Origin of the sequence: Alteromonas sp. KUL106 (assembly GCF_009811415.1) — a bacterium.
GTDB lineage: Bacteria > Pseudomonadota > Gammaproteobacteria > Enterobacterales > Alteromonadaceae > Alteromonas.
Window position 1 is genome coordinate 40,853 of record NZ_BLIG01000038.1, and the last position, 21,801, is coordinate 62,653.

The window sequence follows — 21,801 nt, forward strand, 5'->3', positions numbered from 1 at the left end:
TTTCATCATCAGGTTTTTTGGTTTTATTTTCAAAAGGCTATAACATCAGAAAACACGCACAGAGTAAATTAATAAAGAGAGTAGTTTTGAATAAAGCATTAGTGCTGGTAGATGTACAAAACGTGTATTACACCTGTCGTCAGGCGTACAAACGCAACTTTAACTACAACCAGTTTTGGCGCGAACTTAGCTATAAAATGGAGATAGCTCATGCCTTTGCATACGCCATTGACAAAGGAGACAGCAAGCAACGTGAATTTCAAAACATACTTCGCGCTATTGGGTTTGAAGTAAAACTAAAGCCCTTTATTCAACGTGCTGACGGGTCGGCAAAAGGCGACTGGGACGTAGGTATTACGGTTGATGCGCTAGAACATGCCGATGATGTTGATGAAGTAATTCTGGTGTCGGGCGACGGCGATTTCGATATTCTCGTCAATGCGCTTAAGGGGAAAGGGAAAACGGTAACAGTGTATGGCGTGCCTGCATTGACCGCTGAGAGTATTCAAAAAGTGGCGTCTAAGTATGTTCCTATCGATACTGGGCTTTTGTTGTAGTTATTAAATATTACTTAAAGGCAGCAAAACTCGAAGAAAACTGGGGCGGCAGATAAGTCAAATGAGTGCCTTTATGTTAGTACGCCTATTTGGAACAGCTAGCTGCGGAATTCCCCGCAGCGACTGATGTTTAATAAAGGGGGAGTACACCCTATTGATACTTGTTGAGTGAATAGAAGCGCTAAAACAGTTGTACTAATAAGGTTGTATTAGGCTTTTACCCCGTCCGCTTTTTTCCGACGCGGCTTCCACCCCCTCTTTAGTGCGCTTAATTAAATGCACATCACCAAAGCGGCGGTTATCAATGGTGTAGCCCATCGCTTTAAGCTCATTGACGGTTGCCTCTGTAAACCCGTCGTGCATGCGAATGGTGTCTTTAGGCAATAGCTGGTGGTGAAAACGCGGTGAGTTCACAGCTTCTTCAGCACTCATATCGTAAAGCAGGGCATTCAGTAGCGACTGAGTCACTGATGAAATAATGGTGGTGCCGCCGGGAGAGCCTGTTACCAGAACCACTTGGTTATCTTTAGTAACAAGTGTGGGTGTCATAGAAGACAGCATGCGCTTGTAAGGCTCAATAGCATTCGCATCACCCCCTACAGCGCCAAAGAAATTGGGTACGCCAGGCTTAGCGCTAAAATCGTCCATTTCGTCATTCAACAAAAAGCCAGCGCCAGTGACAACAACACCACTACCAAAAGTCAGGTTGATGGTTGTGGTATTAGCAACGGCATTCCCCCATCTGTCCATGATCGAGAAGTGTGTTGTGTCTTCGCTTTCCTTTAACCCAGGCTTAACGCTTGGGGTATCAGAAATGCTGGTAGGCTGAATGTCTGCGGCACGTTCGCTTATATAGTCAGCGTCCGTAAGGGCTTTCACCGGAACGCTCACAAAGTCCGGATCGCCCATGTACTCTGCGCGATCAGCAAACACGCGCTTACCAATCTCTGACATGACGTGAATGTATTCCGTGCTGTTTTGAGCTGGCAAATCATGCGTTGAATCATAGGCTTCGAGCATGCCAATCCACTGGGCTACCGCAACACCACCAGAACTTGGCGGAGGCGCCGTCACCAGCTCAAAGCCCTGCCAATTTAAGTGAAGAGGTTTGCGCCATACAGCTTTGTACGCCAGCAAATCTTCATAGGTAATGAGGCCGCCATTTTGCTGCATAAAATCAACAATATGCCTTGCTACTTCCCCTTTATAAAAGCCATCCTTTCCCTGTTGCTGAATAACTTTTAGTGTTCTCGCCAGTTCAGGCTGTTTGAAGGTAGTACCTGCTTTGGCCTTTGCAAAATACTCGCTAAAGTTATTGTTAATTCCCGCTTCTTTAGTGCGTTCAATATAACGAGCAATGTTGTTAGCCAGCTTTTCGTGAACCACGAAACCTTGCTCGGCTAAATCTACTGCGGGGGCAAGAAGACGCTCCCATTCTAATGTGCCGTACTTCTTGTGCGCGGCCCACATGCCAGCAACGGTACCGGGAATGCCCGACGCTTTAGCGCCAAATAAAGATTCGTAAGGCTTAACGTTACCTTGTTCATCTAGATACATATCACGATGGGCGTTTTCAGGTGCCATTTCGCGGTAATCAAGAAAGTCGGTGCTATCTTCAAACTTTATTGTCATAAAGCCACCACCACCGACATTACCCGCCTCTGGCAGAGTGACGGCCAAAACAAACTGTGCGGTAATTGCAGCATCAATAGCGTTGCCGCCTTCTTGAAGTACCTGCATAGCCGCGTCGGCACTGTAGCTGTCAGGCATAGCAACCGCCTGCTGACTAAGCCCTACAGAAGTGTTGCTGGAATTATCAACGGGGTTACTTGGCGCATGAGAACACGCTGTGACCACTAAAATAAATGCTACGACGGCCGAGATAAACCCGACGTTCGCTATCCGTCTTTTCATTACAAAACTCCTTGCTACAGACGTTGCTAACCCTTCGTAATTAGCAACTGGCTACCAATAAGCTTTAATCAACGGTATTAACCAAGCATGACCAAGCTTGCGACAAAATAGGCAATAAGCGTAAGTGCGCCTGCAAATAGTGCGTAAGGGAACTGTGTCTTAACGTGTGTTAGTACGTCAGTACCCGCGGCCAATGAAGACACGGCGGTGGTGTCGGATATAGGCGAGCAGTGATCGCCAAATATACCACCACCTAATATTGCGCCAATCACTAGTGCTGGGGGTAACCCCAAGCTTTGAATAAGCGGTACACCAATAGGAATAAGAATAGCGAAGGTGCCCCATGAGGTGCCGGTGGTAAACGACATGATCGCACCGGCGATAAACAACATAGGAACAATCAGTACCAGTGGAAGATACTCACCGACTATACCCGCAACAAATACACCTGTTCCAAGTACCTTAAGGCTATTGCCTAAGGTTAACGACAGTAACACTATGGTAACCAGTGGAAGTAGTTCACCCATCCCTTTAAAACCAATTTCTACCGCTTCTTTGTGGGTAAAACGTTTGTGGATTAAAAGTAAACCGTAAGCAATAGCGGTGGCAAGGGCAGTGGCATAAAGAACAGATTTACTTCCGCTACCCTCAGATAATACGCCGTTGCCTGTCCAGAACATAAAACCAACCATGCTTAATACCATCACTATAAGTGGTACCAACATGAATCGGGCTTTAGTAGCTGGCTGTGTGGTTTGGTCTACCTCTACGTGAGTTAGGGCTTTTTCTTCTTCAGCCATTGGGCCGTGCACTTTGTCAGCTGAAATAGTGTAGGCCACAATAAGCAGGGTGAAGATAGCATAGAAGTTAAAGAACACGCTGCCCCAGAGAATGGACGCTGATGAGGCAGGCAGCTCATACGCGTCTAGAAGACTGAGTATAAAAGCACCCCAGCCGTTTAAAAGAATTAGTATACAAACCGGCGCGCTAGTGGAGTCGATAATATAGGCTAAGCGCGCGCGGCTCATGCCAAAACGATCAAATAGCCCTCGAGCAAAAATACCCGCAGTGAGTACGCTTAAGTTCGACTCAATAAATACCGCTATACCAGTGAACATGGTTAAACCGCCCACTTGTTTGCGGCTTTTAGCCACGCCCTTGTTCACAAGAAAGTTAACCGTTGCCGTTACGCCGCCGGAATCACGGATAAATGCGAGTAGCGCGCCTACCAGCACAGAGAAAATAAGCACCCTTGTGTTACCTGGACTCGCTGCAGTGTCAACCACACGCTCGATAGCATTAATCGGCGCCATATAGCTGGTTGCGATATCGGCATTCACGAGAATCAATGTTTCTGCGCATAGTACGGCTAAAGCCAGCGCTAATATGACTTCTTTCTTCCAAAAAACGACGGCAATAGCCACAAGAGGGGGGATGACTGACATCCAATCCATACTTCTATCCAAACTTAAATTTATATGTGTCTAGGGCGCGTGTTCTTCGCCATGAAGCGAAGGTGGGCATGCCCTAAAGATGTGTCGTTGCGTAAGAAAACGCGCAAGAGAATGTGTAATTGCAGTTCAAAGTTGGCGAACATAATTCTCTCATTTATGCTAGCGTACCGTATTGTGCTTCGTGTTACCAAGGATTAGATAAACATTGTTATTCCAGCAAGTTATTTATAAAAAGCGTGCCTCCAAATTAGGTCTGAGTTCTATCTTGTCAGGCCTATTCATATTGTTCAGTGCTTGTTTGTTCATTGGTAATGCTACCGCAACAGCGCAGTCCTCAAGGGCAAGCACGACAAAAGCGGCTGAGGCAAAGGTTGATGCCGAAACTGTTAGCGCAATAAAAGGCATGCTGGGGCAAAAAATCATTTTGGATTTTCGCTATTTCTGTGAAGACAACACGCCGTCATCCCGCTGCCGCACACCCATGACCGTTATTCCGCCGTCACTTTTAAATGTGCTAAGTACGCACAATATTGGTGGCGTTATTTTGTTTTCTGAAAACATTTTAAATACTGAACAGCTAATTACGCTCAATTACACTATGCAGCAGCATATGGTAAAAGCGGGTCGACAGCCCTTGTTCATTGCAGTCGACCAAGAGGGGGGCAGAGTTGCAAGGTTGCCTTCAGATATGCTCTCGCCGTTTGCGGGTAACATGGCTATTGGCGCCACCTTTTATCAGCGGGGCAGTGCATTTGCCCAAAGCGTTGCGTCACACATCGGTCAAACACTGCTGCCGTTAGGAATTAACACTAATTTCGCGCCCTCGGTTGATGTAAATAGCGAGCCAAAGAACCCAGTTATAAATGTTCGCAGCTTTTCAGAAACTCCTGAGCAGGTGGCCGCACTTGGACAAGCATTTGTGGGGGCCATGCAAAGTGAGGGCGTTATAGGGGCTATTAAACACTTCCCAGGCCATGGTGACACACATGTAGACAGCCACAGTGGCTTGCCTCAGGTAACACATAGCAAAGCGCAGGCCATGGCCGGCGACATCCTTCCTTTTGCTAATATTATTAATAGCGAAACGCCGCCAGCAATGGTAATGAGTGCACACATTCAATACCCGTCATTAGATGACACTACGATAATAGACAAACACGGAAAGCCGCAAATTGTTCCTGCTACGTTGTCAAAGAAAATATTAACTAATTTGCTTCGCAACCAATTGGGCTATCAAGGCCTCATCGTTACTGACGCATTAGACATGGCGGGTATTTCGCAATTTTTTTCAAACGAAGAAGCTTTGGTTCGAGCATTCAGCGCGGGAGCAGATATTGCGCTTATGCCTTTTACCATAAGAAATTACGCCGATATAAAAGCGTTTGCAGACTTCCTCGATAATGCCGCTACGCGAATGGCTAAAGGCGCATCAGAAAAGCCAATAAATAGTTCCACCAATACGATTTTGGAAAGCGCTTTCTTCAAATCATCTTATAACCGTATTATCAAGGCAAAACAAAGGTTTGCGTTGCAAAGCTTTACTTCTAAACCGATAACGTGGTGGCTTAAAGAAGCAAAAGAAAACGCGTCAGTAGACAATGCTAACAGCCTGAAAAACAGAGGAATTCAAATAGAGAAAGCGCTTTCCAGGGCGTCAGTTTCGCTACTTTTTGGCAAAGAAAAGTTACCGATAACGTCAACGCGTTGGTTGGCACTAATGGCGGATGCGGCAAGGTGTTTGGCATTTGAGAGTGCACTTACTCGTTCTAAACGTAACGTTGCGGATAAGCCTTTAGAGTTTGCGTGTTTGCCGTTAACCGCGTTGCCGAAAACCCAATTAGCGATGAACTTATTAAAACAAGCCGATGTGCTTGTGGTTGGCAATATCAGCCCGCTCCATGCAAATTACGAACTAGGTGGGTTTGATTTACCAGAGCATGTAAAGCGCCGCGCCAGTGAGTCTGAGGTAATGGTCTTTAGCAAAAAGGTTATGGTGGCGGCGAAGGCACAAAATAAAACCGTGGTTTTTGCACCATTGCGTATGCCCTATGACGTAAATAAGGTGGAAGCGTTTGCAGACATTGCTATTGCTACATTCAATTACGCAGTTAGCTTAGATGCTCAAGGCAATGAAGAAAATCAGCAAGTTACGAGTTATAGTTTAAACGCATTGGTTGACATACTAACCGGTAACGCACTTGCAGAAGGGCGCTCACCCGTGTCATTAAAGCAAAAATGATAAAAAATAAAAGGGAAGCAAGGTGGACACAGAAAACTCACTAGGATCAGCGCAAGTACCATTTATAGATACTGTAATAATTGCGCTTCTACCTCTTGCACCACTCCTTATTGCCGTGGTGTTAGTGATAGGTACCCTTACCGCGCTGCACTACCTGTTGTTAGCCAAGCAAAGCCATCTTACCAGTGAACAGAAATTGCCTCGTCAAGTAGGCATGTTGGTACTTACTATCGTAGGCGCGGTAGTAATTGCAATGGCTTTACCAGTGAGTGAAAGCACACGCAATCAGGTTATTGCGCTTATTGGGGTATTAGTTTCAGGTGTAATTGCGTTTTCTTCCACCACAATGGTAGGCAATTTAATGGCGGGTATCGTGCTTCGTGTAAATCGCCCATTTAAAGTGGGTGACTTCATTAAGGTAGAAGGTTACAGCGGACGTGTTACCGAAATGGGCCTACTTGATGTTGAATTGCAAACCGAGAGCAGAGAACTCATAGCGTTCGCCAATACCTTGATGGTGAACTCGCCCGTTACAGTTACCCGCGCTTCTGGTGCAATTGTGAGTGTGGACATTAGTTTAGGCTATGATCTTCACCACAGTGTCATTGAAAAGCATCTGCTTATTGCAGCAGAGAATGCAGAGCTGACAGAGCCGTTTGTACAGGTTATTGGGTTAGGTGACTTTTCAGTGAGCTACCGCATTTCAGGTTTACTTACTGAAGTGAAAAGCTTATTAAGTGCTCGTTCACGGCTTCACAAAGCTGTGTTGGACGCATTGCACAATGCCGATATTGAAATTGTTTCTCCAAGCTTCATGAATCAACGACCTCAGCCGGATGGTTTGAAAATGATTGCTAAATCACCAGGCAAAACCTCTCAAGAGGAGTCAACACCAGAGGACGTTATTTTTGACAAGGCAGAAGAAGCTGAACAGAAAGAGAAAAGCAAGGAAACACTAATGCAGACTATTGCAGATATCGATGCAAAAATCGCAGAAACTGATGGTGATGTTAAAGAGAAGCTTAAGCATCAAAAAGCTACTGCCGAATCTCAGCTTGCCACGCTAGTACAAACTAAAACAGAAGAAGGTTAGTATTTGCTAACTTTTAAGTTTCTTTTTAAATGGAGTGTTAGGTTGTATGTGAGTGGTTACTAACGGATTGGGTTTGTGACTCCAACGTCCAGTAATTATCTCCACTCTCCGGTGTGAGGCTTCTCCAAATATCTACGCAAATGAGTCAGGGCTAGCCTCAATAAATGTCTTCGTATAGAAGATAGGCTCTTCTTTTCTTCTTGAAGATATCTAAATCCTGTTGCCAGCTTTGTTTAATTTCTGCAGGTGTTTTACCTGCCTGAATTTGAGCTCTTAATTCATCAGTTCCAGCCAATTTGTCGAAGAACTCAGGCCGAGTAAAGAAGATTTCTTCAGCCATGTCATTAGTGCGTGCGCGGTCATTGTATTGTGAAAAACGGGAATACGCGTCTAGCAATGTTGCGACATCTAAACCGCGAATAGGTGAGAATCCTTTTTCTGCTACCTTTGCGTTAGAGGTATCTGGTTTGCTAACTTCAGCGCCTGTAAGCTCCGGAGTTGTAAAACCGGCTTGCGCAAGCACACTTGCCTGCAGTATCGAATTTTCATGTTTAGGGTGAGGGGCTGCACTATTCGCTTTTACCTGAATTGGGGTATTGCCGAACTCTACCTTAGGGTGACCAATCAGCTGAAAAGGAAAGTCCGTGCCGCGACCTATGCTGACATCAGTGCCTTCAAAAAAACATAGGGTAGGGTAAAGACGTATCGACAAGTCATTGGGTAAATTAGGGCTTGGCGCTACTGGCAATGAGTAAGGGGCGTCGCGTCTATAATCTTTAATGGGCACAACGGTAAGTTTGGCATTATCATAGCTGTTCGCTTCAATATCCAACCACCGCTCTCCCACCATCATTTGCGCAAGTTCGCCCAAAGTCATGCCGTGCAGTACGGGAATGGGGTGCATGCCTATGAAAGACGCAAACTCTGGCTGCAATACGGGTCCATCAACATAGCGGCCATTAGGGTTCGGCCTATCAAGAACAATGACGTGAATACCCTGTGCGAACGCCGCTTCCATTACATAATGTAACGTACTTAAATAGGTGTAAAAGCGTACGCCCACATCCTGAATATCGAAGACGATGACATCGACACCTTGCAGCATCTCAGGCGTTGGCTTTTTAGTGGCGCCGTAAAGAGAATGAACTGGCAAGCCCGTTTTCGCGTCAACGTCGCTGTTTATCTTTTCGCCTGCGCCTTTATCCCCCCTAAAGCCGTGCTCAGGTGACATGACACTTACCACGTTAACATTGCGCTGTAGCAATGCATCAAGGAGATGGTGATAGTGCTGATTTACGTTTGTGCTATTCGAAAGGGTAGCAAAGCTGTTACCTAGATTGTCTTTTTCAAGCACAGTTGAGGAAGAGGAACGCAGGAAGTTCCGGCGGTGAACCAAAGCACTTTGATTCACTACCAAACTAACCCGCTTACCTTTTAGCAATGGTAAGTACTGCGCAAATCGCTCGGCGCCTAAAACGGGTTGCTCCGTGTCAGCATCAAGGTTGTTTGCCGTCGCGTGCTCAGTCGTTGTTGAAAGACCTTGTGGATAGGTAGACGTGATAGATTCGGTTTCACTATTATAATTTAAGCTTGTATATACATGTGTAGATGAGCTTTCTTGCGCGCACCCGTTCAGTAATCCGCAGATAACCGTCAAAGAGAGTGTTGCCATAAATACGCCAGACGTAAGGCGTCTTATCACCTTGTTCATTTGAGCTACCCTCAAAACCTTATAGAAGTGATTAACCGTAGTTATTCGCTTTTATTGACCGCTGCACGTAAATACCCGCCGTTGGCATTTAACTGAGCGACTGCCTGCTCGGCAGTTTGACCCGTTAATACCATCAAAATGGCAACTTTAGCCTTGTTACTGCACGCACTAAGCGCTGCCAATGCCACGTCTTCACTGCAGTCGGTAGCCTGCATTACAATGCGAAGGGCACGGGCTTTCAGTTTTTCGTTGGTGGCGTTCACGTCTACCATTAAATTTTGATAGGTTTTTCCGAGCTTGATCATGGTGCTGGTGCTTATCATGTTTAATATGAGCTTTTGGGCAGTGCCCGACTTCATGCGCGTGCTGCCAGTCAGTGCTTCGGGACCAACTATTGGACATATGGTTACATCAGCATTTGCAAAGATAGCGGCATTAGGGCTACATGCAATCGCGCCTGTAAAGCAGCCAAGGGATTGTGCGTATTCCAAAGCACCAGTTACATAAGGCGTGCGGCCGCTTGCTGAAATGCCAATAACCGTATCGTGTTTGTTAAGTAAAAGACGTTCAAGATCAGTGCGCCCTGCGTCAACGTCATCTTCAGCGCCCTCGACAGCATGCTGAATCGCTTTTTCTCCGCCAGCAATTACACCAACGACGAGCCCATCAGGTACGCTAAACGTAGGTCTGCACTCCACTGCGTCAAGTATGCCTAATCTGCCGCTCGTGCCTGCGCCGACATAAATAAGTCTACCGCCGCTTTTAATGCTAAGTGTTGCAGCATCCACCGCTTTCCCAATTTGCTCAATTTGCAAGGCAACGGCGTTTGCCACTTTGGCGTCTTCATTATTCAGGCGTTTAAGGATGTCTTCGGTACTCAAGGTATCGATATCAAGGGTATCGGGATTTCTGCCCTCAGATACAATTTTATTGAGCGACTGGGCTAATTCGTTAACGGTAGGTTTTTTAACCGCCTTGTTCTCAACGCTGACGTTATTGTCAATATTGACGGCTGTGGACGACTCTAAATCAGAAGGGCTATGGGAAGACATGGAAAACCTTGACGCATCGAAATTGTGATATTAAGCAAGCGCAAAGCATAGCGGTATTTTAAATTAGAAGAAACCTTGCGTTAGGTGGCGCTTTTTTTCGGCGTTAATCCTGCGCCCCAAATACGCTTCTCGTGTTACACTTTGGGTTTTCAATGTTCATGACATTAAACATTTAAGGAACGTGTTTTTCCGTGAGTCGACAAACGCAAGCTATCATTCATGCTGACGCCCTTTTACATAACTTCAAAGCCCTTGCCGCACTGGCGCCGACAAGCCAATCAATGGCGGTGGTAAAAGCCGATGCTTATGGTCATGGAGCGGTAAACGTTGCGCGTATCCTTCAGCATGTTTCTTCGCGTTTCGCCGTTGCTATTATCGAAGAAGCTATAGCGCTCCGGGATGCGGGGATCACGGCGCCAATCATTGTTTTAGAAGGGGCGCACCAAGTAAAAGAGTGCAAGATGGCATATCAAAATAACTGTATTTTGGTTATGCATTGCCAGGAACAGCTTGATTGGTTAGACAAATGTCCAGAAGATAGTCGACCTCACGTGTGGCTCAAGGTAGACAGTGGCATGCATCGTTTGGGGTTTGCGATGTCTGACATTGAAGCCATTGCGAAAAAATATCGCCACTTATTGAGCGAGCAAACGGTCATTGCGACCCATTTTGCCTGTGCAGATGACGTCGACAATCGCTTTACTGGAACCCAGCTAAGGGCATTTAAGCAAGTTGCAGATAAACTAGGCTTTCCAACTAGCGTGGCAAACTCACCCGCAACGGTTAACTTTCCGGAGAGTCGAAATGCGTGGAATCGATTAGGTGTTGGAGTATACGGCGGCGCTGTTTCTACCTCAAATGACGTTGATATAGAGATTTATTCCACGATGACCCTTCGTTCAAGCGTACTTGCTGTGCGAAATATTGCCGCAGGAGAAGGCGTTGGCTATGGTCAAACGTGGGTAGCTGACAAACCTAGTAAAATAGCTACAGTAGGCATTGGCTATGCCGACGGGTATCCAAGGCACTGTAAAAACGGCACGCCAGTGATGGTGCGAGGAAAACGTGCCTATTTAGCAGGACGCGTTTCCATGGACATGATCACGATTGACGTTACGCATATTGACAATGTGAACGTGGGTGACGAAGTTGAGTTATGGGGGCAAAACGTATCTATTCAGGAAGTGGCAGCGTGGGCTGATACTATCGACTATGAACTTATGACACGAATCTCTCAGCGCGTGCCACGTATAGTAAAATACCTATAATTTTCAACGCAGTGCCAATTTGACTCATCTTTATATAAGTTTTAATAACGCACTATTCATTAAAAGAATGAGACTTTTATCCCTATTTTGAGTCTATACTGTAACTACTCGGTCACAGGATTGCGGTGAATGTTTCGCCTCCAACTGTGTTGAGTAATGCTCATAAGTGAGGTTTGTATGCGTACTTCGTTTTCTCGTCCAAGAGTAAACCGTGGAGTAGTAAGTCGACCGTCAAGGCCTGTTCAAAAGAAGCAATAGGTTTGTTTTAGGCGAATAAGGATACAAATTAGAGTTACAAAAAAGCCCGGTTAGGTTGTGCCTAACCGGGCTTTTTATTCGATGCTTATATGATACCAGTCCGCATAGATAAATACTCACTCAGCGAAATTTAAAATGTTCGCAATCGCGCCGTTTTGCCGCAGGTATAAACGCATCTACGTCGAAAATTACTGATAAAAGCGTAAAAGTTTTATCGAAGAACGGTTCGCACTACCGATGAAAATTAACTGTTTTGTGCGCTCAGCTTGCTGTCTAAATTGTTATTTAAGCGGTCATTTAAGGTATTGTTTAAATGACTTTTGACAACGCCATCTTCAATGATCTGTGCGCGCTTCGCTTCCGCTTTTTTTGATTCCCTTTCACTTTGTCTCGAGCCTGCTTCGCTTTGTGCAGGGAAGTAGCGCTCTGGTCTATGGTTAAGCGAAATCACCATGTTCAAACAAAAAGCCGCTAAAATTGAAATCAGTACCAATGGCCAATCTATGAACATCAATGCGCTAAGCAGGATACAGCTATCAACGGTGAGTTGAAATGTACCGGCTCTGATATTAAAGCGTTGCTGTAGGTAAAACGCCATAATGCCGACGCCACCAAGGCTTGAGCTATGACGAAACATCATCAGCATGCCCACACCAATTAAAATGCCGCCAAATACCGCGGCAAAAAATGGGTTTACGTGACTAATATCTACAAACGCCGGAATTTGCTCGGTTAATACAGAAACCGTGGTAACCGAAATAAAGGTGTTTATCGTGAAACGCTTGCTAATTTGCGTCCATGCCAGCGTGTAAAAAGGAAGGTTAACTAAAAAAAATAATAAACCGAAGTCCATGTCGAAAGCATAGGTGCCCAACAGCGCAAGACCCGCAGCTCCACCTACCATTAAGTCTTGAGATTGAAATAGGTATACGCCAAAAGCAACAAACAAGCCGGCGCTTATCAGGGCGAATACATCCTCGATGACACTGTGTTTTGTTTTTTGCATAAGAAGAAACTTGCGTTAAGAAAAGACAGCGTAATTATACGTTTACATCTCTACAGGTAACAGCGAGGTGGAAAGATAACGATGTGCGATAAATTACAGAAGGTAAGTTTGCCTTTACGACTTTTAGCGCACCGGTGAATAGGGTGTTGCGCCGATGTAAACGCTGCACCAAGGTGGTTCAGTTGAAATGTGAAATTGCTAATAAATGGCGAGATGTGTTGTCACTCTACAATGGAAAACACCACAATATCTTGCTTGTTAAACTCTATGCTGCACTTCATTATGCCCAAGTGCAGCGGGCTATAGGCTTCAATCTTGCTGCCATTTGCAACAAATTCTGTATCCCAGAGCAACAAATTTGCCGTATCAAGCTGACGTTCAACGCTCTTTTTAGACACACCTGGCGTAAAGTTATCGCAAAGAATGATAACTTCGCGCCTTGCCTCAATCCAGTAAAACGTAGTCGTGATCAACAGTGCTATCGCCGCTATTGCAACAACATCAGCAATAATAGAACGCTTCATGGCCTGCACGTGTTACTTCTCCTCTACTTCTTTAGATTGTTAGCCCAACCCTTGCAGCTGGGAGTGTCGCAACGATCAGGCGCACTTATATAAAGTGCTATTAGGGGGTTTGGATCAAATCCCATTTGTTACCAAACTTATCTTTAAAAATAGCGACCGTACCATACACTTCCTCACGCGGGGTTTCCATAAACAGCACGCCCTTGCTTTGCATATCGTTAAAGTCGCGCCAAAAGTCGTTGGTATTCAAAATTAAAAATACTTTGTCGGCAGCTTGGTTACCAATAAGTGCTTTTTCAACGTCACTTTTAGCTTGTGCTAAGAGCAAACTTGTTGTGCCGTGTGGTGGAGTGACTAACACAAAACGCGCGTTCTCTCCGGTTACTTTGTCTTCGGTTAAATTAAAATTTAACACCCGAGTGAAATATTTAATGGCGCTGTCATAGTCGTCTACAAAAAAGGTAATCGCCGAGAAGTGTTGTGTCATGAATAGGATTCAGTTTAAAAAGTTAAGCACATACTACCTAAAAGCTGACTGAGCTGAAATGCGGATTGTCAGTGATAGCATGGAACTGAGCGATTTCATTAAGCGCAATATTTTGCACAATGCCGTCAATATGTATTTGTATACACTCTGTTGGCACGCTGCCACCTCTATCAATCACCGTCGTCAGTGCCTTGCCGCTTCTCTTTTCACCGTTATCTAAAACAGCGGTAACCTCAAGTTTATACATACAGGCTATTTCTATGAAGTCGTATAGTTGGCAGGGGATGTTCACATATCCTCCATTATCTCAGATCACAGAAGTTAGACCTTAACAAATGATCTTTTTTTAAGGTTTTCTCAGTATTGCTAGTACTGAAGGATTTATTTTGGTGCGCAATACACCCAAGCGCTTAAACGCCCGTTTGCTTTTTTAGAGGCCAAATTTAGCAAAGGGTTCCCGCCAAAAATTCAATACAGGAACAGTAATGAACAAGCTACTATCCGCATTTTCTTTAGTTTCACTAGCCGCGTGTAACACAGGCTTCGTCTATGCCGACGAGCTTCCCTTTAATTTGAGCGGTCACGTTAGGGTAAATTACGGGCATCAAGACTGGCAAATTCCCCAGTTTAGAGACGGTTTTGAATTCGAGTCATTCAAGCTTGGGGTATCCGGTGAATCAGACCAATTTAGCTATAAGGCCGAATACCGCTGGTACGAGAACACTGATTTCGATACCGTGCGTTTCGCCGATCTTACTTATCACTTCGATGATCAAACCGAGATAACGGCAGGTATAACCCAAACTCCATTTGGCCTACAGCCATTTGCCAGTAATAACTTTTGGTTTTCGGTAAATTATTACCTGGGCTTCGAGGATGATTATGATGCCGGCGTAAAAATAAACCACAACTGGAGCAACTGGGATTTTCAAGCCGCCTATTTCATGAACGATGAATATAATGATGCTGCCGAGTTTGGCCGTTATTCGTTCGACGTGGCAGACGACGGTGAGTATCGAAATAAAGAAGATGGCCAATATAATCTTCGCGCTAACTATTCGGCAAACTTCATTCGCGGTGCGACGACCGATATTGGTGTGTCGTACCAACACGGCAATATATTAAACCTCGATACCCTAGATGATGGGGATATGAATGCCTATGCCGTTCACGTGCGTCATACCCAGGGTGACGTGAAGGTGGAATTACAGTACATCGATTACGAATACAACTTGGCTGCGCCAGAAGGACAGGCTGACGATCGTATTGCACTTTCGTCTTTCACCTTTCCATTCTTAGCTGCTGCTGATGGTAAAACCTATTCAGCGAACCTTGTCTATTCAGTCCCGTATAAGTTTTCCCACATAGAATCGCTTACCTGTTATTCAGAATACAGTGTGGCGAAAGGTGAGGGAGCCGAAGGGAAAAATTCATCGCTGTGGACAAACGGGTGTAGCTTTGGCTGGGATAAACTGTTTGTATATGTAGATAGTATCCAAGGTAAGAATATGTGGTTTTCAGGCGGCCCAGGTGTTGGGCTAGACTTAGGTGGCAGACAAGAAACAACCCATCGTTTGAATATTAATCTTGGTATTTACTTCTAAAACCCAACAGGACTTTGACATGCGATTACTCTTTATAGCGACATTAATACTTGCGCTTATACCAATGCAAAGTTTTGCCCACGCGTGGATGAAACTGCGAATAGCGACCACAGAATATGCGCCGTATACCTCAACAGACATGCAGCAAGACGGTTATATCAATCACATCATTGCAGATGCGTTTTTAGAAACCGGCGTAGAAGTTGAATTTGTTTCTTTGCCTTGGGAAGAAGCATTAAAAGCAACACTAAATGGCGAGTACGATGCACTTTCCTACGGAAACTTTGTTCGATCGAGGGAAAACGAATTTCATCACAGTAGCCCGATTAGCGCGGAAAGCTTAGTGTTTTACGTGAATGCCGAAAAAGGCCCTGAGACCTGGTCTGAACTCAATGATTTGAAAGGTTTAAAAATCGGCACAACAGAAGGTTACTTATATAACGACGAAATAGCGGCGTTCATCAAAGATAATGACAATGTGTTAAAACGTGCTACCGATAAGGAAAACCTACAGGCCTTGATTGATGGTGAAATAGATATCTTTCCCATCGACGAGCTTACGGGGTGGTACTTGCTTCAGCGGGAATTTACTCGCGGAGAGCGCCGTGATGTAATGCCAATAGAGCCATTTATTTCAACAGTCACAACTCACCTGCTGGTGCCTAAAGGCACAGCCAATAGCCAATTAGTTCTTTCTCTATTTAACAAAGGGCTAGAAGAACTCACCCTAGAAGGCAAACTCACTCGCTTTAAACGCCTTCTTAAAGAGGGTTATTATCAGCACCCGCAAAAGAAGGTGCACTACGACAGGCGATAGTGCTTTTAACGCGCGACCTTTTTGAATTAAGCTGCACACACCACGTGTTGTGCAGCTTAACGTGAACACTCTTTTCTGCTTTAAGTTTAGCTGCTAAGGTAAACGGATATTTTGACACGCCTACTTAGAGGTTGCCTTGTTGTACACAGCTGAAACATCGTTCTTTTCTCGCTTAACTGCGTTATTGAAACTACTGGGTCCGGGTGTGCTAATGGCAACGGCAGCGGTAGGTGGCAGCCACCTCGTTGCTTCAACCCAGGCCGGTGCGAGGTTCGGCTGGCAGTTGGCGCTTCTCATCTTAGTTGTTAACCTGCTCAAATACCCGTTTTTCAGAGCGGGTGTTAGCTACACTATCAGCACTAAGCAAACGTTGCAGCAAGGCTATTTGGCAATGGGAAGGCGCTACTTGGCTGTCGCCCTCTTTCTAAACACGATTGCGTCGGTGGTAAATGCCGCTGCACTGCTGCTGTTTGCTGCAAGTTTACTGTCCTATTTTGTTCCTTTTGATATCGCGATAACACTCTCATCTTCTATTGTACTTGCGCTGATACTATTGATTTTGTTGGCGGGGCACTTCGAAGGTTTGGACAACATCGCCAAAGGCATTATGGGCGTACTGGTGGTGGCAACCTTAGCGGTGTTTATTGTTGCGCTAAGTAATTATACTGGGCAAGACATGCCATCAGAGGCGCAACCGTCGCCATGGACACTTGCCACGTTGGGTTTTCTGGTCGTCACAATGGGGTGGATGCCTGCACCTATTGAAATATCTTCAATTACTTCGCTGTGGCTAAAACGTCAATGCAAAGGTCAGGCGGTAACCCCGAAATCAGCGTTGTTCGATTTTAATTTGGGTTATGCAGTGACCGTTCTTTTAGCGCTCTTGTTTCTTGGGTTGGGTGCACTAATTCTATACGGCAGTGGCACAGAGCTTAGTGCAAGTGGTATTGGTTTCTCCCATCAGCTTATCAGTATGTATTCATCCACCATTGGGGAGTGGGCGCATTGGCTTATTGCCGTTGTGGCTTTCTTGTGTATATTTGGGTCGGCGCTCACGGTATATGATGGCTATGCTCGGGTTGTTGCCGAAGCTATCACTTTGTTATTTAAACGCGACAAGGGAACCCGAAATACACTTGTCACGCCAGTGCTGTTGATCATGTCGGTGGCGAGTTTTGTTATTGTACTTTTTTTCAAATCTGCTTTGTTGGCAATGCTAGGCTTTGCGATGACCTTAGCCTTTATTACAACCCCAATGTTTGCATGGCTTAATCATAAGCTTGTTGCGCAAACTCAGCTTCACCAAGATGCTGCACCGAATCGTATTGTCAGGCTACTTAGCTATGTCGGGCTTGTTTACTTATTTGGCTTTCTGATGGTATTTATTTGGTGGAAGTGGCTTGGCTAAGCGCGCATTAAAACCGTCTGTGTAAAAAGGGCACGCGCGAAACTCATGCACAAGATAATGATTATCATAGGCGGTACATGAGATTACGCTATGCGGACTGGTATAAAACCCGTTATTGAGTATAAACGGGGCGAGCAGCGGTCAGTGTTGCAACATTGTCTTTAACCCGCTCGATTACCGCATTGTCATTCGGCGAGGCGAGCACGTCGCACATCCAGTTTGCTAACTGGGCGCAGTCTTCTTCAGTGAAATGCCGAGAGGTAACAGCAGGTGTTCCAATACGAATACCGCTGGTTACAAAGGGAGACTGCGGGTCGTTGGGTACGGTATTCTTGTTAACCGTAATATTCACGCTATTTAGAATGGCGTCGGCTTCTTTACCGGTCAACCCCTTATTGACTAAGCTCAGCAAGAACATATGGTTATCGGTACCTTTTGAGACAACATCAAAGCCACGCTTAATGAATACGTCAGCCATAGCACGTGCATTAGTTATAACCTGAGTTTGATAGGTTTTGAACTCTGCAGTCATCGCTTCTTTAAACGCCACGGCTTTGGCCGCAATAACGTGCATAAGTGGGCCGCCCTGAATCCCGGGGAAAATAAGAGAATTAAATTTCTTTTCAAGCTCGGGGTTGGACTTGCACATGATAAGCCCTCCCCGAGGGCCGCGCAGTGTTTTGTGTGTAGTGGTAGTCACCACGTGCGCTGCATTGATAGGTGAAGGATAGACACCCGCGGCGACAAGACCAGCCACGTGTGCCATGTCTACTAGCAAATACGCGCCTATACTGTCGGCAATATCTCTAAATTTCTGCCAATCAACCACGCGGGAATAAGCAGAAAACCCTGCCACAATCATTTTCGGTTGGTGCGCCTTGGCTAAAGTTTCAACCTGGTTGTAATCAATCTCACCGGTCTCAGTGTTCAATCCGTATTGAACAGCATTATATAGCTTACCTGAAAAATTGGGTTTAGCACCGTGGGTTAAATGACCACCGTGGTCCAGGCTTAAACCAAGAATGGTATCACCAGGGCTTAATAGCGCCATGTAAACTGCGGTATTTGCCTGAGAGCCAGAGTGCGGCTGCACGTTGACGTAGTCAGCATCAAACAGCGCTTTTGCTCTATCAATTGCAAGCTGTTCAATCTTATCTACTGCTTCGCAGCCGCCGTAGTAACGCTTACCGGGATAGCCTTCTGCATACTTATTCGTTAATTGGCTACCCTGTGCTTGCATAACGGCTTTGCTGGTGTAGTTTTCTGATGCTATCAGCTCAATGTGATGTTCTTGGCGTTTATTTTCTTGCGCAATCCATTGGGCGATATCGGGGTCTTGTTGTTCTAGTGGGCGGTTTAGCGTATTCATGCTGGCTCCTTATTGTCATTGTTCTTTATTCGATATTAGGAGCGCTAAAAGAATAAATAAAATTAATAAAAAATATGGCATTATAATTTTATTAAATGACTTGGCGTGGGCTTTTGGCACAATAAGCCCGTGAGTATTGCAACGACCGTCCAAACTATTTTAGCGAGTGGTCTGTTTTAGGTTGAAACTATAATTAAGGTATAGGCAAAGTAATGAAGAATTTGTCGATAGATTTTCTACGCTCATTTGTGCTTATTGCACAGACGGGGAGCTACACACAATGTGCCGAGCAGCTTCAGCGTACACAGCCTGCTATTAGTTTACAGATAAAAAAACTAGAAGAAATGATAGGGGAAAAGCTATTTTCTCGTGACAAGAATCGTTTAGCGCTCACAGGGGCGGGCAGTCGTCTATTGTCCTATGGTGAAAAAATTGTGGCGCTTAACGATCAGGCCATGGCTGAATTCGGAAAGCCTCAGGTAACGGGGAATATCAAGTTAGGCATTCCTAGTGAGTTTAGTACCACTCTCATGCCCAAAATCATTCGACGTTTCACACAAACCTACCCGGAAATATCATTAGAGGTGCATTGTGCGCTAAGTAAAGATTTACTTAGTGAGCCACTTAAAAGTCAGTTCGACTTAATTCTTTCGCTGCAAGAGACCCCAAACCCCGAGCAAGACGGCTATATTATTACCGATCACCTTGTCTGGGTGGGTAGCCAGCGTTTTGTCAACAGTGTGCCTGCCAAGCTCCCGATTATTGCAGCGCCGTCACCGTGTATTTATCGCAAGCGCGCAACAAACCTTTTGTCAGCAATCAAAAAACCGTGGCAGGTGGTATACACCATTGCAGATTTAAACGGTATTCAAACGGCTATTAACGAGGGGCTGGGTATCACTGTGTTAGCAAAAAGCTCGGTGCCTTCAGGGCTACATATATTGCCTAATTCAGAACATCTACCCGAGCTTGGTCACGTTGGCGTATGCTTGGTTAACCCGCAAAATGTGTCTTCTAAAGCGATTAGTTTACTCACCGACACTATTGTTAATGAGGTCGCTAACTTCTAAGTCTAGGATCCGACAAAATATAGCAAAATTACATAGCGGCCAGTTAGATGAATAGAGTCATCGCGTTACCAATACAAGTAACGCGACGTTAAGCTGGGTGTCGAGTTTCGCTTAATAAAAGGCAGAGCTAGACGGAATGCGCGTTATGCTTTTTTCACGAATTGGGCGGTGAGCATCATTTCTCCAGCTCCGTCCACTTTGCAATCGAGCTGGTGGTCCTTGGCATCTTTCACATGACGAATGACTGCCTTAGTACCAATTTTTAAAACCAATGAACTCCCTTTTACCTTTAAATCTTTCGCTAGAGTTATTTTGTCTCCAGCAACTAAAGGTGTACCGTTAAAATCTTTAGCCGATACTTCCTCTTCAACATCATTTGGATTCCACTCGTGTCCACATTCAGGGCAAATAAATAGAGGGTGATCTTCGTATACATATTCTGATTGGCAATGCGGACATGGAGGTAATGACATGTGGAATTCTCTTAAAATACAAAATTAAAGTGCTAGAGTCATAAAATGACTATTGGGATCGTGTGAGTAACTAGCAAAGGGTCCACAGTCAATAAATCCAAACTTTTTATACAGTGTTCTCGCTGGGAAAAAGTAATCCTGGGTCCCTGTTTCTAAACTAACAGAAGTAAACCCGTGCATTTTCGCATGTTCAAGAGCAAAAAGTAACAACTCAGAAGCGACGCCTTTTCCTCTAAAACGTTGAGCAGTTCGCATCGACTTCAGTTCGGCATGCGTGGCATCAAGTTCTTTTATTGCAACACAGCCTGCAAGCGCTCTCCCGCGCCAAGCACTAAAGAAGGTAATATTCGAAGCTTTGAGTGCATCAACATCTAGCGCATGCACGCTTTCTGGGGGCGACGTAGCATACATATCTGACAAGTGCTCCTCTAAAAGCGCGAGCACTTCTCCGCTGGTGAGATCATCTATAATAATCTTCATATGCTTTTGTCCTTTAGGTACATGTAGATCAAGCGGCAGATAACAAATCGAGTTACCTGTTTATGGGTTTCGTCATGTTGAAAAAGCGATCGTCCTCGCTTTCAATTACAAAGCCCGCGCTTTTATAAAGGGATACTGCGGGACTGATTTTAAAAACCCGTAACGTCAGTGAGCTTGCTTTGGCTTCCAGCGCAAGCCTTTCGGTTTCTTTAATGGCAGCCCTGCCTATGCCTTTGTTTTGTGCGCTCGGTATAACCTGGAGATCACGTAAAATGCAGTTATTCTCTTCAAATTGAAGGCGTATTACGCCTACTGTGTCGTCACCCAGTAAAATATCGTAATTCATCAGATTCACGGTAACGGCAAGTACTTTTGCTGCGTCCCAGTCGGGAGCAAAATGAGCGTAATAGTCGCGCATGTTTTCAAAGGTAAACGCTGCAGCGCGCTGCAAGTTTGTACTTGGCACAAACGCTATTTTCATAAGGTAGTCAATCTCTTATTCGCCTGAGACATAGCACCCGCTATGGGGCTCTATAATTTTGCGTAATGCTAAAAGTGTTTCATAGAGTAAATAGCCAGTTAATTCATGGAAAGAAGGCTACGAGGTTTTAGCTCTAAGTTGTTTTCCAACCTTTCTATTTTTGAAAGGAGATCTTGATTGGCTTTGCTTGTTTGCTCGATCCGGCTCTGAAGCCTATCTACTTTGACCTTAAGAGTATTATTGGCTTGGTTTTGTTGGTATAGGATGAACGACTGCAAGCTAATTACGGTAGTGAAAGCGATAGTTGATAAAACTGTCTTTGTACGGCTTTTCATAGAACTTCCTTATTTCATTAGAGTTTTAAAACTAACAGTGATTCTCTAGTTTTTCACTTTTTCGTGTAAAAATTTCATAACTGGCAAAATACGCAGGCTACAATACCAAGCGCAGCGAGTGTTAAAGCGTTTGTTGTGCGCAATTTGCCACACCTGTAGCGCATTGCTACAATGTGATGACGAACCATTAGGAGACATACT

General features: G+C 45.0%; 20 protein-coding genes. 8 read left to right on the forward strand and 12 right to left on the reverse strand.

The window, feature by feature from the left end; genetic code table 11:
• Nucleotides 1-86: 86 nt before the first annotated feature.
• Entirely contained in the window at nt 87-557 is a 471-nt protein-coding gene (locus GVO63_RS13835; protein WP_159493235.1) for an NYN domain-containing protein, read from the forward strand.
• A gap of 195 nt (nt 558-752) precedes the next feature.
• Here the strand turns inward: GVO63_RS13835 and ggt are convergent, their stop codons facing one another.
• Together ggt and GVO63_RS13845 are read right to left on the reverse strand one after the other, a co-directional pair.
• Nucleotides 753-2,471, reverse strand: a complete 1,719-nt coding sequence (gene ggt / locus GVO63_RS13840) for a gamma-glutamyltransferase (RefSeq protein ID WP_159580606.1) — start codon at nt 2,469-2,471, stop codon at nt 753-755.
• A 77-nt stretch (nt 2,472-2,548) separates the two neighbouring features.
• The gene (locus tag GVO63_RS13845; RefSeq protein ID WP_159580608.1) at nt 2,549-3,925 is read right to left on the reverse strand and encodes a Na+/H+ antiporter NhaC family protein; all 1,377 of its coding nucleotides are present in this window, start codon (nt 3,923-3,925) and stop codon (nt 2,549-2,551) included.
• A gap of 205 nt (nt 3,926-4,130) precedes the next feature.
• Here GVO63_RS13845 and GVO63_RS13850 point away from each other — a divergent pair, with 205 nt between their 5' ends.
• The gene (locus tag GVO63_RS13850; RefSeq protein WP_159580610.1) at nt 4,131-6,164 is read left to right on the forward strand and encodes a glycoside hydrolase family 3 N-terminal domain-containing protein; all 2,034 of its coding nucleotides are present in this window, start codon (nt 4,131-4,133) and stop codon (nt 6,162-6,164) included.
• Nucleotides 6,165-6,186: 22 nt separating this feature from the next.
• Nucleotides 6,187-7,257: a mechanosensitive ion channel family protein gene (locus tag GVO63_RS13855; protein WP_159580612.1), complete on the forward strand. Its 1,071-nt coding sequence runs from the start codon at nt 6,187-6,189 to the stop codon at nt 7,255-7,257.
• 157 nt (nt 7,258-7,414) lie between these two features.
• On the opposite strand, the gene GVO63_RS13860 is transcribed toward GVO63_RS13855, so the two are convergent.
• Both GVO63_RS13860 and murQ read right to left on the reverse strand, forming a co-directional pair.
• Nucleotides 7,415-8,968, reverse strand: coding sequence for an exo-beta-N-acetylmuramidase NamZ domain-containing protein (locus tag GVO63_RS13860; protein WP_159580614.1), 1,554 nt, complete (start codon nt 8,966-8,968; stop codon nt 7,415-7,417).
• Between the two features lie 41 nt (nt 8,969-9,009).
• Entirely contained in the window at nt 9,010-10,020 is a 1,011-nt protein-coding gene (gene murQ, locus GVO63_RS13865) for an N-acetylmuramic acid 6-phosphate etherase (RefSeq protein ID WP_159580616.1), read from the reverse strand.
• A 191-nt stretch (nt 10,021-10,211) separates the two neighbouring features.
• Between murQ and alr the strand changes: the two genes are divergently transcribed.
• Nucleotides 10,212-11,288, forward strand: a complete 1,077-nt coding sequence (alr, locus tag GVO63_RS13870; protein ID WP_159493241.1) for an alanine racemase — start codon at nt 10,212-10,214, stop codon at nt 11,286-11,288.
• Between the two features lie 502 nt (nt 11,289-11,790).
• On the opposite strand, the gene GVO63_RS13875 is transcribed toward alr, so the two are convergent.
• From GVO63_RS13875 to GVO63_RS13890, 4 genes are all read right to left on the reverse strand, one after another.
• Nucleotides 11,791-12,552, reverse strand: coding sequence for a YitT family protein (locus GVO63_RS13875; RefSeq protein WP_159580618.1), 762 nt, complete (start codon nt 12,550-12,552; stop codon nt 11,791-11,793).
• A gap of 221 nt (nt 12,553-12,773) precedes the next feature.
• On the reverse strand, nt 12,774-13,085 hold the full coding sequence (locus GVO63_RS13880; protein WP_159493243.1) for a hypothetical protein: 312 nt from the start codon (nt 13,083-13,085) through the stop codon (nt 12,774-12,776).
• 91 nt (nt 13,086-13,176) lie between these two features.
• Nucleotides 13,177-13,563: a VOC family protein gene (locus GVO63_RS13885; protein WP_159493244.1), complete on the reverse strand. Its 387-nt coding sequence runs from the start codon at nt 13,561-13,563 to the stop codon at nt 13,177-13,179.
• A 37-nt stretch (nt 13,564-13,600) separates the two neighbouring features.
• Entirely contained in the window at nt 13,601-13,855 is a 255-nt protein-coding gene (locus tag GVO63_RS13890) for a Rho-binding antiterminator (protein WP_159580620.1), read from the reverse strand.
• Between the two features lie 193 nt (nt 13,856-14,048).
• Between GVO63_RS13890 and GVO63_RS13895 the strand changes: the two genes are divergently transcribed.
• The 3 genes from GVO63_RS13895 to GVO63_RS13905 all read left to right on the forward strand — a co-directional run bounded on the left by GVO63_RS13895 (nt 14,049) and on the right by GVO63_RS13905 (nt 17,392).
• Nucleotides 14,049-15,167, forward strand: coding sequence for a porin (locus GVO63_RS13895; RefSeq protein WP_159580622.1), 1,119 nt, complete (start codon nt 14,049-14,051; stop codon nt 15,165-15,167).
• Nucleotides 15,168-15,186: 19 nt separating this feature from the next.
• Nucleotides 15,187-15,984 (forward strand): ABC transporter substrate-binding protein, encoded by a 798-nt coding sequence (locus tag GVO63_RS13900; protein ID WP_159493247.1) that lies wholly within the window; start codon nt 15,187-15,189, stop codon nt 15,982-15,984.
• A 136-nt stretch (nt 15,985-16,120) separates the two neighbouring features.
• A complete protein-coding gene (locus tag GVO63_RS13905) occupies nt 16,121-17,392 on the forward strand; it encodes an NRAMP family divalent metal transporter (RefSeq protein WP_159580624.1) in 1,272 nt (423 codons plus the stop codon).
• A 112-nt stretch (nt 17,393-17,504) separates the two neighbouring features.
• Here the strand turns inward: GVO63_RS13905 and glyA are convergent, their stop codons facing one another.
• The gene (gene glyA, locus GVO63_RS13910; protein WP_159580626.1) at nt 17,505-18,761 is read right to left on the reverse strand and encodes a serine hydroxymethyltransferase; all 1,257 of its coding nucleotides are present in this window, start codon (nt 18,759-18,761) and stop codon (nt 17,505-17,507) included.
• Between the two features lie 212 nt (nt 18,762-18,973).
• Here glyA and GVO63_RS13915 point away from each other — a divergent pair, with 212 nt between their 5' ends.
• Nucleotides 18,974-19,831 (forward strand): LysR family transcriptional regulator, encoded by an 858-nt coding sequence (locus tag GVO63_RS13915; RefSeq protein ID WP_159493250.1) that lies wholly within the window; start codon nt 18,974-18,976, stop codon nt 19,829-19,831.
• 143 nt (nt 19,832-19,974) lie between these two features.
• On the opposite strand, the gene GVO63_RS13920 is transcribed toward GVO63_RS13915, so the two are convergent.
• The 3 genes from GVO63_RS13920 to GVO63_RS13930 are packed head-to-tail and all read right to left on the reverse strand — an operon-like array spanning nt 19,975 to nt 21,265.
• Nucleotides 19,975-20,304 (reverse strand): zinc ribbon domain-containing protein YjdM, encoded by a 330-nt coding sequence (locus GVO63_RS13920; RefSeq protein WP_159580628.1) that lies wholly within the window; start codon nt 20,302-20,304, stop codon nt 19,975-19,977.
• A gap of 24 nt (nt 20,305-20,328) precedes the next feature.
• Nucleotides 20,329-20,784, reverse strand: coding sequence for a GNAT family N-acetyltransferase (locus tag GVO63_RS13925; protein WP_159580630.1), 456 nt, complete (start codon nt 20,782-20,784; stop codon nt 20,329-20,331).
• Nucleotides 20,785-20,836: 52 nt separating this feature from the next.
• Nucleotides 20,837-21,265 (reverse strand): N-acetyltransferase, encoded by a 429-nt coding sequence (locus GVO63_RS13930; protein WP_159580633.1) that lies wholly within the window; start codon nt 21,263-21,265, stop codon nt 20,837-20,839.
• Between the last annotated feature and the right edge of the window lie 536 nt (nt 21,266-21,801).